The 14,725-nt window shown below is 73.5% G+C and carries 12 protein-coding genes and 1 pseudogene; 9 read left to right on the forward strand and 4 right to left on the reverse strand.

Translation table 11 applies throughout. The features are described 5' to 3' along the window. Positions 1–43: 43 nt before the first annotated feature. The 6 genes from rimO to ACSU6M_RS25205 all read left to right on the forward strand — a co-directional run bounded on the left by rimO (position 44) and on the right by ACSU6M_RS25205 (position 4,653). The gene (gene rimO / locus ACSU6M_RS25180) at positions 44–1,510 is read left to right on the forward strand and encodes a 30S ribosomal protein S12 methylthiotransferase RimO (protein ID WP_437072501.1); all 1,467 of its coding nucleotides are present in this window, start codon (positions 44–46) and stop codon (positions 1,508–1,510) included. Next, positions 1,507–2,421, forward strand: a complete 915-nt coding sequence (gene pgsA / locus ACSU6M_RS25185; protein ID WP_437072503.1) for a CDP-diacylglycerol--glycerol-3-phosphate 3-phosphatidyltransferase — start codon at positions 1,507–1,509, stop codon at positions 2,419–2,421. The genes rimO and pgsA overlap by 4 nt, the downstream gene beginning before the upstream one ends. Next, positions 2,418–2,963: a CinA family protein gene (locus tag ACSU6M_RS25190; protein ID WP_437072504.1), complete on the forward strand. Its 546-nt coding sequence runs from the start codon at positions 2,418–2,420 to the stop codon at positions 2,961–2,963. Before pgsA ends, ACSU6M_RS25190 begins: the two co-directional genes overlap by 4 nt. A gap of 109 nt (positions 2,964–3,072) precedes the next feature. Next, positions 3,073–3,453, forward strand: a complete 381-nt coding sequence (locus ACSU6M_RS25195) for a helix-turn-helix domain-containing protein (RefSeq protein ID WP_437072506.1) — start codon at positions 3,073–3,075, stop codon at positions 3,451–3,453. Between the two features lie 243 nt (positions 3,454–3,696). Beyond that, positions 3,697–4,167: a Dps family protein gene (locus tag ACSU6M_RS25200; protein ID WP_437072508.1), complete on the forward strand. Its 471-nt coding sequence runs from the start codon at positions 3,697–3,699 to the stop codon at positions 4,165–4,167. Between the two features lie 258 nt (positions 4,168–4,425). Next, a complete protein-coding gene (locus ACSU6M_RS25205; RefSeq protein WP_437072509.1) occupies positions 4,426–4,653 on the forward strand; it encodes a hypothetical protein in 228 nt (75 codons plus the stop codon). A gap of 157 nt (positions 4,654–4,810) precedes the next feature. On the opposite strand, the gene ACSU6M_RS25210 is transcribed toward ACSU6M_RS25205, so the two are convergent. The 3 genes from ACSU6M_RS25210 to ACSU6M_RS25220 form a co-directional block, all read right to left on the reverse strand. Then, positions 4,811–5,575 carry an SDR family NAD(P)-dependent oxidoreductase gene (locus tag ACSU6M_RS25210; protein ID WP_437072510.1) on the reverse strand — a complete coding sequence of 255 codons (765 nt, stop codon included), beginning with the start codon at positions 5,573–5,575 and terminating at the stop codon, positions 4,811–4,813. A 32-nt stretch (positions 5,576–5,607) separates the two neighbouring features. Further along, positions 5,608–6,447: an Fpg/Nei family DNA glycosylase gene (locus ACSU6M_RS25215; RefSeq protein WP_437072512.1), complete on the reverse strand. Its 840-nt coding sequence runs from the start codon at positions 6,445–6,447 to the stop codon at positions 5,608–5,610. A gap of 90 nt (positions 6,448–6,537) precedes the next feature. Continuing rightward, positions 6,538–11,574: an ATP-dependent helicase gene (locus tag ACSU6M_RS25220; RefSeq protein WP_437072514.1), complete on the reverse strand. Its 5,037-nt coding sequence runs from the start codon at positions 11,572–11,574 to the stop codon at positions 6,538–6,540. Between the two features lie 206 nt (positions 11,575–11,780). Between ACSU6M_RS25220 and ACSU6M_RS25225 the strand changes: the two are divergent. The 3 genes and pseudogenes from ACSU6M_RS25225 to ACSU6M_RS25235 form a co-directional block, all read left to right on the forward strand. Then, positions 11,781–12,530, forward strand: a pseudogene (locus ACSU6M_RS25225) (AraC family ligand binding domain-containing protein); the annotation flags it as partial. A gap of 113 nt (positions 12,531–12,643) precedes the next feature. Next, positions 12,644–13,408, forward strand: a complete 765-nt coding sequence (locus tag ACSU6M_RS25230) for an AzlC family ABC transporter permease (RefSeq protein ID WP_437072515.1) — start codon at positions 12,644–12,646, stop codon at positions 13,406–13,408. Beyond that, positions 13,405–13,713 (forward strand): AzlD domain-containing protein, encoded by a 309-nt coding sequence (locus tag ACSU6M_RS25235; RefSeq protein WP_437072517.1) that lies wholly within the window; start codon positions 13,405–13,407, stop codon positions 13,711–13,713. The genes ACSU6M_RS25230 and ACSU6M_RS25235 overlap by 4 nt, the downstream gene beginning before the upstream one ends. Positions 13,714–13,728: 15 nt before the next feature. On the opposite strand, the gene ACSU6M_RS25240 is transcribed toward ACSU6M_RS25235, so the two are convergent. After that, entirely contained in the window at positions 13,729–14,673 is a 945-nt protein-coding gene (locus ACSU6M_RS25240) for a hypothetical protein (RefSeq protein WP_437072519.1), read from the reverse strand. Positions 14,674–14,725: the final 52 nt, after the last annotated feature.

Below are 14,725 nucleotides of genomic sequence, written 5' to 3' on the forward strand. Positions count from 1 at the left end.
CCGTCGACGTGGGGTGTCGGTGGGACGAAGTACTCTTGAGTCCATGCCTGAACGCCGTACCGTCGCACTCGTCACACTTGGCTGCGCCCGTAACGAGGTGGACTCGGAGGAACTCGCGGGCCGTTTGGAGGCGGACGGCTGGCAGCTCGTGGAGGACGCCGCGGACGCGGACGTCGCCGTCGTCAACACCTGCGGATTCGTCGACGCCGCCAAGAAGGACTCTGTCGACGCCCTGCTGGAGGCCAACGACCTCAAGAACCACGGCCGCACTCAAGCCGTGGTCGCGGTCGGCTGCATGGCCGAGCGGTACGGCAAGGAGCTCGCCGAGGCCCTCCCGGAGGCCGACGGTGTGCTCGGCTTCGACGACTACACCGACATCTCCGACCGCCTGCAGACCATCCTGTCCGGCGGCATCCACGCCGCGCACACCCCGCGCGACCGGCGCAAGCTGCTGCCGATCAGCCCGGCCGAGCGCCAGTCCGCGACGGACGTGGCGCTGCCGGGCCACGGCGCGCCCGCGGACCTTCCCGAGGGCCTGGCGCCCGAGTCCGGCCCCCGCGCCCCGCTGCGCCGCCGCCTCGACGGCTCCCCGGTCGCCTCGGTGAAGCTCGCCTCCGGCTGCGACCGGCGCTGCACCTTCTGCGCCATCCCGTCCTTCCGCGGCTCCTTCATCTCCCGCCGGCCGAGCGATGTGCTGAACGAGACGCGCTGGCTGGCCGAGCAGGGCGTCAAGGAGATCATGCTGGTCTCCGAGAACAACACCTCCTACGGCAAGGACCTGGGCGACATCCGCCTGCTGGAGTCCCTGCTGCCCGAGCTGGCCGACGTCGACGGCATCGAGCGGGTGCGGGTCAGCTACCTCCAGCCCGCCGAGATGCGCCCCGGCCTGATCGACGTGCTGACCGGCACGCCGAAGGTCGCCCCCTACTTCGACCTGTCCTTCCAGCACTCCGCACCCGACGTGCTGCGGTCGATGCGCCGCTTCGGTGACACCGACCGGTTCCTGGAGCTGCTCGACACCATCCGGAGCAAGGCGCCCCAGGCGGGTGTGCGCTCCAACTTCATCGTGGGCTTCCCCGGCGAGAGCGAGGCCGACCTGGCCGAGCTGGAGCGCTTCCTCAACGGCGCGCGCCTGGACGCCATCGGCGTCTTCGGCTACTCCGACGAGGAGGGCACCGAGGCGGCCACGTACGACAACAAGCTGGACGAGGACGTCGTCGCCGACCGGCTGGCGCGCGTCTCGAGGCTCGCCGAGGAGCTCGTCTCGCAGCGTGCCGAGGAGCGCGTCGGCGAGACCGTGCAGGTGCTCGTGGAGTCGGTGGACGAGGAGGACGGCGTCTTCGGCCGCGCGGCCCACCAGGCGCCCGAAACGGACGGCCAGGTGCTGCTCACGAGCGGCGAGGGTCTCGCCGTGGGTCGTATGGTCGAGGCGAAGGTGGTCGGCACCGAGGGGGTCGACCTGGTCGCCGAGCCGTTGCTGGGCTCGTGTACTGAGGAGGCGGGCAGATGACCGGAGTCCCGGCATCCGCCGCGGGCGGCTCCTCCCAGGCGGGCCCGTCGCAGGCCGGTGCGGCCAAGGCGGGGGCTTCCGCGTCCACGGGGGCGGCCACGGGTGGTGTGTCCGGGGCGGCCGGGGCCGGGGGTGACTCCGGGGCGGTCGGTGCCGAGGGTGGCGTGGCCGGGACGGTCGGTGCCGAAGGTGGCGTGGCCGGGACGGCCGGTGCTGCGGGCGGCGCGTCGGTCGGTGCCGAGGGCGGTGCATCGGGGGCGGCCGGGGCCGAGGCTGGTGGGAAAGGGCCGCGCGGCGGGAAGCTGGCGGCGGCGGCCGTCAACCAGGCCAGCCTCTGGAACATCGCCAATCTGCTGACGATGCTGCGGCTGCTGCTCGTGCCCGCCTTCGTGGTGCTGATGCTGGCCGACGGCGGATACGACCCCGCCTGGCGCTCGTTCGCCTGGGCGGCCTTCGCCATCGCCATGATCACCGATCTGTTCGACGGGCACCTGGCGCGCACGTACAACCTGGTCACCGACTTCGGGAAGATCGCCGACCCCATCGCCGACAAGGCGATCATGGGGGCGGCGCTGATCTGTCTGTCCTCACTCGGGGATCTGCCGTGGTGGGTGACCGGTGTGATCCTCGGCCGGGAACTCGGGATCACGCTCCTGCGTTTTCTGGTCATTCGGTACGGCGTCATCCCGGCGAGCCGCGGCGGCAAACTCAAGACGCTCACCCAGGGCGTGGCCGTCGGGATGTACATCCTGGCGCTGACGGGGTGGCTGGCCACGCTGCGGTGGTGGGTGATGGCGGCCGCGGTCGTTCTGACCGTTGCGACCGGGTTGGACTATGTAAGACAGGCCATTGTGCTGCGCAGGCGCGGAATGGCCGAACGCGACAAGGCGTCGGAGGAGACGGAAGCGTGAGTTCCACGGCCGCCGACGTGGTGCGACTACTGACGGTGAGGGGCGAGACGCTCGCCGTCGCCGAGTCGCTGACCGGCGGACTGGTGTCCTCCGAGCTGACGGCGGTGCCCGGCGCCTCCCGCGCCTTCCGCGGGGCGGTGACGGCGTACGCCACCCCCCTCAAGCATGAGCTGCTCGGTGTCGACGCGGCCCTGCTGGAGGAGCGCGGGGCGGTGGATCCGCAGGTCGCGCTGGAGATGGCGGCCGGTGTGCGCAAGGCGCTGGGCGCCGACTGGGGCATCGCGACGACCGGTGTCGCCGGGCCCGAGCCCCAGGACGGGCAGCCCGTCGGCACGGTTTTCATCGCCGTGGACGGGCCCCGTACCGTGGATTCCGGTTCCGCCGCTGGCGGAAAAGTGCGGGCGCTGCGGTTGAACGGCGATCGTGCGGAAATTCGTATGGAGAGTGTACGGAGCGTACTCGCCCTGCTTCTGAGGGAGCTCACGGGCGAACAGTCTGGGAATGAGCGGGCACAGGATACGGAACAGAACGGGGGGTTTTGATGTTTGCAGCCCTGAGTGAACACGACATCGCTCCCCGCACGGCCGCGGCGCGAGGCGGTACGGTGGGGCGTGAAGGATGCGGTTACGCGGTCCGAGGAGGGAGCCACCGATGATTCTGCTCCGTCGCCTGCTGGGTGACGTGCTGCGTCGGCAGCGCCAGCGCCAGGGCCGTACTCTGCGCGAAGTCTCCTCGTCCGCCCGAGTCTCACTCGGCTATCTCTCCGAGGTGGAGCGGGGGCAGAAGGAGGCTTCCTCCGAACTGCTCGCCGCCATCTGCGACGCGCTGGACGTACGGATGTCCGAGCTCATGCGAGAAGTGAGCGACGAGCTCGCCCTCGCCGAGCTGGCCCAGTCCGCAGCGGCCACTCCCAGTGAGCCTGTACGCACGCCGGTGCGTCCGATGCTGGGTTCCGTTTCGGTGACCGGTGTGCCACCGGAACGGGTGACCATCAAGGCACCCGCCGAAGCGGTGGACGTCGTCGCCGCGTGAGTGTGTGAGCCGGCCCGCCCTGTGCGGCGTGCCGGTGTGAGGCCCCGGCCGGGGCTTCTCCGGATGAACCGGAGGGGCTCGGGCGGGGGCTTTCGCGCGTTCGGGGGCGGATGCGGGCGGGGGAGTGCGGTGGGGGTGGTGAGGTGTGATGCGGCCGGGTGGGGTGGTTTGGTCCGTTTGCCGGTATTCCGTGGGGCGGTCATGGTGGAGGGACGTGTTCCGTCGCGATCCACGGAGTTGTGCATGTACGTCGTGAAGAGCCCGCTGTCCGACGCCGATCTGAAGACCGTGTCCGAGGCGCTGCAGGGTGCCCTCGTCGATCTGGTGGACCTTTCCCTGGTGGCCAAGCAGGTCCACTGGAATGTGGTCGGGCCGCGTTTCCGGTCCGTGCACCTTCAGCTCGACGAGGTCGTCGACACCGCCCGGACCCACTCCGACACGGTCGCCGAACGGGCCTCGGCGCTCGGTGTCTCGCCCGACGGCCGTGCCGCGACCGTCGCGAGCGGCAGCGGCATCGGGTCGGTGCCCGGCGGGTGGGTGAAGGACGCCGACGCGGTGGGAGTGCTCGTGGACGCGTTGGCGGCGGTGATCGGGCGGATGCGGGAGCGGGTGACGGCGACCGCGGAGGCGGATCCGGTGTCGCAGGACATCTTCATCGGGATCACCGCGGATCTTGAAAAGCATCACTGGATGTTTCAAGCCGAGAACGGGTGACGTCGGGGCCGGCGGTTCCCTTGGGGGCCGCCGGTGCTGCATCTGTGTGCCGGGGGTGCGCCCTGCTTGGGTGGGGTGGGCGGTGCCTAGCGTCGTTCGGCGGATGGGCCGGAGGGGCGGCCGGTGGCCGGGGGTGACGGGAGGTCGGCGGCGGGGCTCGGCTCGTGGTGGTGGTCGGGCTCCGGTGGTGGTCGGGCTCCGGTGGAGGTCGGGCTCCGGTGGACGGCTGTGTCGGGTGTTCGGGCTGGAGGTGGCGCGATGGCGGGGCGGATAGCGCGCTGGGGGGTCGGGCTCGGGCTCGGGGCGGTGTGGTGGTGGGCCGTGGTGCGGCTGGCGGTCGCGCCGGACGCGGGCGTGCTGGAGGGTGCGGTGGCGGCGGGAGGGTGGGGGCTGAGTCTGCTGCCGGTGCACTGCGTGCCCAAGGGGCGGGCTGAGGGGGCCTTGGGGGAGGGGCGGTGGGTTCGGGCTTGGCGTGGGGGTGTGTGAGGTTCTTGGGGGTGCGTGAGGTTCTTGGGCGGGGGTGGGGTGGGGTGGGCTGGGTGTGAGGCTTGGGTGGTGGGGCGGGTTCAGTGTGGGGCGGGCTCGGCGTGGGTCTGGAGTGGTGGGGAGGGCTCCGGCGTGAGGCTCGGGTGGTGGGGGAGTGTCACCACGGCATCGCGACGCCGCCGTTCGGGCGGAGGATCTGGCCGGTCATGAAGGCCGAGGCGTCCGAGGCCAGGTACAGGACGGCGTGGGCCACGTCCTCCGGTTCACCCACTCGGCCCAGGGGTGATCTGCGGGCCATGAGGGCCTCGATGCGGTCCTGCGCCCCGGCTTCGTGACGGTCGGTCATGGGCGTGCGGATCCAGCCCGGTGCGACGGCGTTGACACGGATGCCGTGCGGGCCGACCTCCGTCGCGAGGGTCTTGGTCAGCTGGACGACGGCCGCCTTGGCGGCGCCGTAGCAGAGCAGGCCGGGGCCGCCGGTGTCGACGGCGCCGGAGGCCATCGTGACGATGCTGCCCCTGATCCGGTGCGCGAGCATCAGACGGGCGGCCTCCTGGCAGGCGTACAGGACGCCCTTGAAGTTGACGTCGAGTACGCGGTCCAGGTCCTCGTCCCGTGTCTCCAGGACCGGGCTGCTGTGCATGATCCCGGCGATCGCGGCCATGATGTGCGGTCGCTCGCACGCTTCGACGGCCTTGCGCAGCCCGGTGCGATCGGTGACGTCGACGTGGTGCGGGACGGCTGTACCGCCTTCGGCTCTGATCTGGGCGGCTGTCTCGTCGAGGCCCGGTAGGTCGAGGTCGGCGCAGTGCACGGTGGCGCCCGCGCGGGCGAGCAGGAGCGCGCAGGCACGGCCGATGCCGCTCGCGGCGCCGGTGACGAAGGCGGTGCGTGCGGTGAGGTCGTACGCGTCGACGGCCATGAGGGGAACGTACGAACGTATCTGACGGACCGTCAATTGGTGGGGTGGGTTTTCCTCGGACCGTGGGGGAGCTGTCGGGCCGGAGCGGGGCCGGGCTGGCAGGTGGGGCACCAGTACGTGGGGCGTTCGCGGGACCCGTCACCCAGGTCGGCGAGGCGGATCGGGGTGCCGCAGCGCAGGCAGGGGCGGGCGGCGCGGCCGTACACGAACAGGTCCTGGCCGCGCCGGCCGGTCGTGGCGCGGATCGGGCGGTCGCGGTTGACCTCCAGCAGCCGCTTGGCGAGGCCGGGGAGCGCGGCCGCGCGGTCGGCGGGGAGAGCGCCGACCGGGAGCCAGGGCGTGACGCCGAGCAGGAAGCACAGCTCGCTCTTGTAGACATTGCCGATGCCCGCCAGATTGCGCTGGTCGAGCAGGGCTTCGCCGAGCGGGCGGGCGGGATCGCCGAGGAGATTGGCCAGGGCCTTGTCCGGGTCCCAGTCGGGGCCCAGCAGATCAGGACCCAGATGGCCGACGACCCGCTCCTCCTCCGTGGTCCGCAGCAGCTCCAGGACCGGGAGCCGGTAGCCGACGGCCGTGTGGTGGGCGGTGCCCAGGACGGCTCGGATCTGGTGCCCGGGGCCGCCGCTCCAGCGCTGTCCGGCCTCGTACACCTTCCAGGAGCCGTCCATCCGCAGGTGCGAGTGCAGGGTCACACCGCCCTCGATGCGGGTGAGCAGGTGTTTTCCGCGCGGGGTGACGTCCAGGACGGTACGGCCGGTGAGGTCGGCCGTGGCGTACTTCGGCACCCTGAGGTCGGAGCGGGTCAGCACGTTGCCCGCGAGGGCGTGGTGCAGCCTCTTCGCGGTCTGCCAGACGGTGTCGCCTTCGGGCATGGGTCAAGGGTGGCACGGGTGGGCGGGGATGGTGGGTGGGGATGGCGGGGTGGGGATGGCAGGTGGGCGGAGCGCGGCGTTCTGGGGCTGCTAGGCCCGCAGGCGCAGGCCGCGTGGGGTCGCGATGAAGCCGGCTCCTTCCAGGAGGGTGCCGAGGGGGGACGTCAGGGCGGAGGTGCCGTTGATGCGCTCCACCGTGACGGTGCCGAGGGAACCCGCGCGGGCGGCTGCCGCCAGTGCCTCGGCGGCCTCGTGCAGCCGGGGGTCGTCGGCGACGGAGTCGGCGCCGCCGTCCGGGTCGGCGAGCCAGGCCAGCAGGGTCTTGCCGCCGCGCTCCATGTAGAGCGTCAGCTCGCCGTCGACCAGGACCACGAGCGAGCCCGCCTTGCGGCCCGGCTTGTGCCCGGCGCCGGTCGGCGGCTCCGGCCAGGGGAGGGCGGCGCCGTAGGCGTTGGCGGGGTCGGCTGCGGCCAGGACGACGGCTCGTGAGGCGGGGGAGGGGCGTCGGCCGTGGCCCGGGCGGGAGGTGCCGGGGCCGGTGCCTCGCCAGGAGGGGCTGGAGGAGGGGGCGAGGTCGCGCGGGGAGATCCAGTCGCCGGGGGCCCTGGGGGTTTCCGAGGGGAGGCCACCGGGGGCGGTCGGGTCGCCCGGGAAGGAGAAGGTGTCGTCGGCGAAGGGCGGGGTCGTGCCGAAGGAGGGCGCGGTGTCGAAGGGGGATGCCGTGTCGAAGCGGGACGCGGTGCCGAAGGAGGCCGGGTCGTCGGCGGCGGCCGGGTTGTCGAAGGGCGATGCCGTGTCGCCGCCGGGTGGCGTGGCGAACGGGGGCGTGGTGCCGAAGGCCGACGCGGAGGGGTCCTGGCCGTTGGTGAACGCCGGACCGGTCAGGCCCTCGCGGGCGTTGGCCACCGCGCGGAGGCGGTCCACCGCGCCGTCCATCGCGAACTGGGCGGCGCCCAGGCCCTCCACCACATAACCGCGGCGGGCCTGGCCGCTCTCCTCGAAGGCGGACAGCACACGGTAGATCGCCGAGAAGCCGCCCTCGACGCCCTCGGAGCCGACCGCGCCACGGGTCACGACGCCGTGCCGGTCGAGGAGGACGCGGCCGAGGGCGTGGGCGCGCACGGTGGTGTCGGCGTCGCGCTGCGGGAGCAGGGACCAGCGGCCGGCGACGGTCGGGGGGCCGGTGCGGGAGGCCGGGCGGGCGGCGGCCGTCAGGGAGCCGTAGCGGCCGCGCGGGACGGTGCGCTTGGCGCGGTGGGCGGTGGAACCGGCGGTGCGGCCGGAACCCAGCAGGGCGCGCATCGGGGCCAGCGTGTCGTTGGTGAGCCGGCCGGACCAGGCCAGGTCCCAGATCGCGTCGGCCAGTTGGGGGTCGGTGGCCTCGGGGTGCGTGGTGGCGCGGACCTGGTCGGCGATCTGACGGAAGAACAGGCCGTAGCCGCCGGAGAGGGCGTCCAGGACGGACTGGTGCAGTGCCGTCAGCTCCAGCGGGTGGGGCGCCGGGAGGAGCAGCGGGGCCGCGTCGGCCATGTACAGCGAGACCCAGCCGTCCTTTCCGGGCAGCGAACCCGCGCCGGCCCACACCACCTCGCCGGCCGCGGTGAGCTCGTCGAGCATCGCCGGGCTGAAGTCGGTGACACGGGAGGGCAGGACCAGCTTCTCCAGGGCGGACGCGGGGACGGACGCGCCCTGCAACTGCTCGATGGCCCGCACCAGCCCGTCGATGCCCCGCAGCCCGTGCCCCCTGCCGATGTGCTGCCACTGCGGGAGGAACTGGGCGAGCGCGGCCGGAGGCACCGGCTCCAGCTCGTGCCGGAGCGCGGCCAGCGAACGGCGGCGCAGTCGGCGCAGGACCGCCGCGTCGCACCACTCCTGGCCGATCCCGGCCGGATGGAACTCGCCCTGGACGACCCGCCCGGCCGCGGCCAGCCGGTGCAGGGCGCCGTCGGTGACCGCGACACCCAGGCCGAACCGGGCGGCGGCCGTGGCCGAGGTGAACGGACCGTGGGTGCGGGCATAGCGCGCGAGGAGGTCGCCCAGGGGGTCCTTCACCGGCTCGGTGAATGCCTCCGGGACACCGACCGGCAGCGCGGTGCCGAGCGCGTCGCGCAGCCGTCCGGCGTCCTCGATCGCCGCCCAGTGGTCGGCGCCGGCGATACGCACCCGGATCGCGCGGCGTGCCGACGCCAGCTCCTGTGCCCAGTGCGGTTCGGCACCGCGCTCGGTGAGTTCGGCGTCGGTGAGCGGGCCGAGGACGCGGAGCACGTCGGCGACGCCTTCGACGTCCTTCACCCGCCGGTCCTCGGTGAGCCACTGCAGCTCCCGCTCCAGCTCGGCCAGCACCTCGGCGTCGAGCAGTTCGCGCAGCTCCGCCTGACCGAGCAGCTCGGCCAGCAGCCGCGAGTCCAGCGACAGCGCGGCCGCGCGGCGCTCGGCGAGCGGCGAGTCGCCCTCGTACAGGAACTGGGCGACGTAGCCGAACAGGAGCGAGCGCGCGAACGGGGACGGCTCGGGGGTGGTGACCTCGACGAGGCGCACCTTGCGGGACTCCAGGTCGCCCATGAGCTCGACCAGGCCGGGGACGTCGAAGACGTCCTGGAGGCATTCGCGGACCGCTTCCAGGACGATCGGGAACGAGCCGAACTCGCTGGCCACCTCCAGCAGTTGCGCGGCACGCTGGCGCTGCTGCCACAGCGGGGTGCGCTTGCCGGGGTTGCGGCGCGGCAGCAGCAGCGCGCGGGCGGCGCATTCGCGGAACCGGGACGCGAACAGCGCGGAGCCGCCGACCTGGTCGGTGACGATCTGGTCGACCTCGCCCTTGTCGAAGACGACGTCCGCCGCGCCGACGGGTGCCTGCTCGGCGTCGTACTCCGTGCCGGCCTTCATGGGCTCCTGGTCGAGCAGGTCCAGGCCCATCAGGTCGGCGTCGGGCAGGCGCAGCACGATGCCGTCGTCGGCGTGCATCACCTGGGCGTCCATGCCGTACCGCTCGGAGAGTTTGGCGCCGAGGGCGAGGGCCCAGGGGGCGTGGACCTGGGCGCCGAAGGGGGAGTGGACGACGACCCGCCAGTCGCCCAGCTCGTCCCGGAACCGTTCGACGACGATCGTGCGGTCGTCGGGGACATGGCCGCACGCCTCGCGCTGCTCGTCCAGGTACGACAGCACATTGTCCGCGGCCCAGGCGTCCAGGCCCGCGGCGAGGAGGCGCAGGCGGGCGTCCTCCTTGCTCAGGGAGCCGACCTCGCGCAGGAACGCGCCGACCGCGCGGCCCAGTTCGAGCGGGCGGCCCAGCTGGTCGCCCTTCCAGAAGGGCAGCCGGCCGGGGACACCGGGTGCGGGGGAGACGAGGACGCGGTCGCGGGTGATGTCCTCGATGCGCCAGGAGCTGGTGCCCAGCGTGAACACATCGCCCACACGGGACTCGTAGACCATCTCCTCGTCCAGCTCGCCGACCCGGCCGCCGCCCTTCTTGGGGTCGGCCCCGGCGAGGAAGACCCCGAACAGGCCGCGGTCCGGGATCGTGCCGCCGGAGGTGACGGCGAGGCGCTGGGCGCCGGGGCGGCCCGTGATGGTGCCGGCGACGCGGTCCCACACCACGCGCGGGCGCAGTTCCGCGAAGGCGTCGGACGGGTAGCGGCCCGCGAGCATGTCGAGGACGGCCGTGAACGCGGACTCGGGCAGCGAGGCGAAGGGCGCGGCGCGGCGGACGGCGGCGAGCAGGTCGTCGAACTGCCAGGTGTCCATGGCCGTCATGGCCACCACTTGCTGGGCCAGGACGTCCAGCGGGTTGGCGGGGACCTTCAGCGACTCGATGGAGCCGGTGCGCATGCGTTCGGTGACCACGGCCGCCTGGACGAGGTCGCCGCGGTACTTGGGGAAGACCACGCCGGTGGAGACCGCGCCCACCTGGTGTCCGGCGCGGCCCACCCGCTGGAGTCCGGAGGCCACGGACGGCGGGGACTCCACCTGCACGACGAGGTCCACCGCGCCCATGTCGATGCCCAGTTCGAGGCTGGAGGTGGCGACCACCGCGGGCAGGCGGCCCGCCTTGAGGTCCTCCTCGACCAGGGAGCGCTGCTCCTTGGAGACCGAGCCGTGGTGGGCGCGCGCGATGACCGGCGGGGCGCCCTGGGCCGCGCCCGAGCCGCCCATCAGCTCGGCGGGGGCGTGGTGCTCGTCCAGGGTCTCGCCGGTGGCCCGCTCGTAGGCGATCTCGTTGAGCCGGTTGCACAGGCGCTCGGCCAGGCGGCGGGAGTTGGCGAAGACGATCGTGGAGCGGTGGGACTGGACCAGGTCGGTGATGCGCTCCTCGACATGCGGCCAGATCGAGGGGCGCTCCGCCCCTGAGTCGCCGTCCGCGGCCGGGGAGGCCCCCAGCTCGCCGAGGTCCTCCACCGGGACGACGACGGACAGGTCGAACTCCTTGCCCGACGCGGGCTGGACGATCTCGACCTTGCGGCGCGGGGACAGATAGCGGGCGACCTCGTCGACGGGGCGCACGGTCGCCGACAGGCCGATGCGGCGGGCGGGCCTCGGCAGCAGCTCGTCCAGCCGCTCCAGGGACAGGGCGAGATGCGCTCCGCGCTTGGTGCCGGCGACCGCGTGCACCTCGTCCAGGATGACCGTCTCGACGCCGGTCAGCGCATCGCGCGTGGCCGACGTCAGCATCAGGAACAGGGACTCCGGGGTGGTGATCAGGATGTCCGGGGGGCGGGTGGACAGCGCGCGGCGCTCGGCGGCCGGGGTGTCGCCCGAGCGGATGCCCACCTTCACCTCGGGCTCGGGTAGGCCCAGGCGCACGGACTCCTGGCGGATGCCGGTCAGGGGGCTGCGCAGATTGCGCTCGACGTCCACGGCGAGGGCCTTGAGCGGTGAGACGTACAGGACGCGGCAGCGCTTCTTGGGGTCGGCGGGCGGGGGTGTGGAGGCGAGCTGGTCCAGGGCGGCGAGGAAGGCGGCCAGGGTCTTGCCGGAGCCGGTGGGGGCGACCACCAGCACGTCCGACCCCTCACGGATGGCCTGCCACGCGCCCGCCTGAGCCGCGGTGGGCGCGGAGAAGGCCCCCGTGAACCAGCCGCGGGTCGCGGGGGAGAAGCCGTCGAGGGCCTGGTGGGCGGAGCTGACCATGCGTCCATCCTGCACCCCGCCACTGACAATGGGGCTGAGCTGCGGGTTTGCGTCGGTCGGAGACGTGCGCCCGGCGGCGCTGGGCTGGGAGTGGGGCTGGGGCTGGGGGTCGGGCTGCGGGTGGGGGTCGGGCGATGGCCGTGCGCCGGCAGGTGGTCGGGGCCGTGTCGTCTCCGTACATCATCCGACTGGCCGACAATGGACACATGGCAGGTTCCGGGGAGCGGGCGCGGCACTGGCGGTACGCCGACTTGCCCGGCGTCGATCTGCTGCGGGCCCGGTACATCCGCAAGACGTTCGTGCGCCACACGCACGAGAGCTTCGTGATCGCCGCCATCGCCGACGGTGTGGAGATCTTCCACCACGGCAGCGGCGACCAGTACGCGGGCGCCGGGGCGCTCGCCCTGGTCAACCCGGACACCCCGCACACCGGGCGGGCCGGGGTGCCCGAGGGCTGGCGGTACGGGGCGATCTACCCGTCGCCCGAGGTCGTGGCCGGCATCGCGGCCGAGACGACGTCGATCCGCGGCACCCCCGGCTTCGTCAGTCCCGTCCTCGACGATCCCCACACCGTCGCCCTGGTCCACCAGGTGCTGCGCGCCACCGACGAGGGCAACGCGCTCGCCGCCGACACCCTGCTGCGCGTGGCCGTGACGCGGCTGCTCCGGCTCAACGGCGGGCCGCTGCCGCAGCGGGCCGTGCGGACGGCGGGGGCACGCGTCGCCGCACGCGCGCGTGCCGTGCTGGAGGAGCGGATGGCCGAGCCGCCGACGCTGGAACGGCTCGCCGCGGACCTCGGGACCAGCCCCTTCGCCCTGCTGCGGGCCTTCCGGGACGCCTACGGAATGCCGCCCCACGCCTGGCTGACCGACGCCAGAGTGCGGCGCGCCCGGCGGCTGCTGGACGCCGGCACCGCGCCCGCCGAGGTGGCCGTGACCGTGGGCTTCACCGACCAGCCGCACCTGAACCGGCACTTCAGCCGCATCGTCGGCGTACCGCCGGGGGCGTACCAGCGGGAACGCAAGAACGTACAAGACCGGCCGGGAGGGCTCCTCCTACCGTCCGACACGTGGCAGAACAGACAGCACTCACAGCAGGCAGCGCGGCCGACGGCGCAGGAGGGCCGCCCGGCACCGGCGGACCGGCGAAGTCCGACGGGGCCGTCGTACGGGACGCCCTCGGGGTCGGGATCGCGGTAGGACTGTCCGGCTTCGCGTTCGGGGTGACCTCGGCGGGCAGCGGGCTCACCGTCCTGCAGACCTGTGCGCTCAGCCTGCTGGTCTTCACCGGCGCGTCCCAGTTCGCGCTGGTGGGGGCGCTGGCCGCCGGAGGGAACCCGTTCACGGCCGCGGCGGGTGCCTTCTTCCTGGGGGTGCGCAACGCCTTCTACGGGCTGCGCCTGTCGCAGTTGCTGGCCCTCCCGCGCGCGGTGCGCCCGTTCGCCGCGCAGTGGGTCATCGACGAGACCACGGCGGTGGCGCTCGCCCAGCCCACGCGGCGCGCCGCGCGGATCGGCTTCACCGTGACCGGGCTCAGCCTCTACCTGCTGTGGAACCTCACCACGCTGGTCGGGGCGCTGGGCGCGGAGGCCATCGGCGACACGGACGCGTGGGGCCTGGACGCCGCCGGTCCGGCCGTCTTCCTGGCCCTGCTGGCCCCCATGCTGACCAGCACCACCGAACGGGCGGTGGCCGGGCTCGCCGTCGTCCTCGGCCTCGGCCTGCTGCCGGTGCTGCCCGCGGGCGTACCGGTCCTGCTGGCCGCCCTCGCGGCACCGGCCGTCCTGTGGGTGCGGGGACGCCGTGACGGCGGTACGCGGGAGGGCGACCGATGAACTTCTGGATCGCGATCGCCGTCACCGCCGTCGGCTGCTACGCCGTCAAGCTCGCCGGACTGCTCGTCCCCGCCGGGGCGCTGGAGCGGCCCGTCGTCCGACGGCTGGCCGCACTGCTCCCGGTCGCCCTGCTCGCCGCCCTCACAGCGCAGCAGACGTTCGCCGACGGACAGGCACTGGTGCTGGACGCGCGCGTGGCGGGCGTCGCCGCGGCCGCCGTGGCGCTGGTGCTGCGCGCTCCCTTCCTGATCGTCGTGGCCGCCGCCGTCGTGGTGACGGCGGCGGTGCGGGCGCTCGGCGGCTGAGGAGCCACCGCCCCTTCAGCCGATGAAGCGGCCGTACGCCCTGAGGGTGCGCAGTGCCTCGATCGTCACCATGGGGCGGGCCTCCAGGGCGGTGCCCGGGGCCCACTGGCGCCAGCGGACCGGCCAGCCGCCGTCCTCCGCCTGCTCCGCGGCGAGGTGGTCCAGCGAGCGGGACATCTCCTCGTCCGTGAACCACGCGCGCGCGAGGGACCGCGGTGTCCGGGCGAAGTCGTGCGGGAAGTGGTGCTCGCCGGGGGCGTAGCCGGGAGCCACCGGGTAGGCGTCCAGGCGCTCCGGGTCGAGTGCCACCAGGCGCTGCTCGCGCACCAGCCGGCCCAGCCGGTCGGCGGCCGCCTCCGCGCGCGGGCGGTCGGGCGCGGAGTCCAGGAAGGCGACGGCCGCATGGACCTCGTAGGGATGGGAGCTCTTCAGCCCCTCGATCGCCTGCCAGCAGAAGTCGGTGGCGCGGAACAGCCACGCGTGCCACACCTCGTTGCGATGCAGCAGGCCCACGACCGGCCCGGTGGTCAGGAGCTCGCCGGGCGGCTCGTCGACGATCGGGACGAACGGGGCCGCCGGGTAGCCGCGCTGGCTGGGATGCACCACCGGAAGGGCACCTTCCGGTGTGGAGACGCGGGTCAGATAGCGGCACATGCGTTCCACACGCTGCCCGCCGCAGCGCCCGACGGAGTCCAGCACGCGCAGCGCGTGCGCGGTGTGCAGCGGCTGGGAGACGGGGCCGCGCAGATCGGGCTCCAGCGCGTGCCCGTACCCGCCGTCGTCGTTGCGGTAGGCGTCCAGCGCGGTCTCCACCGGGTCGGCGGGTCCGTCCAGGAAGTGGTACGCGAACAGCCGCTGCTCCAGCACGCGCGCGGTGAGCCAGACGAAGTGCTCGGCGCGGAAGAGCGGGGAGTGCGCCGGGGGCGTCGGGGGGAGTGGGGATGCTCCTGTTTCGGCCATGGTCAGACCGTAGGGCCGAAAACCGTCCCGGCAAGCCGTCCGGGCCAGGGCC

Source organism: Streptomyces sp. enrichment culture, from assembly GCF_964272895.1.
Lineage (GTDB): Bacteria > Actinomycetota > Actinomycetes > Streptomycetales > Streptomycetaceae > Streptomyces.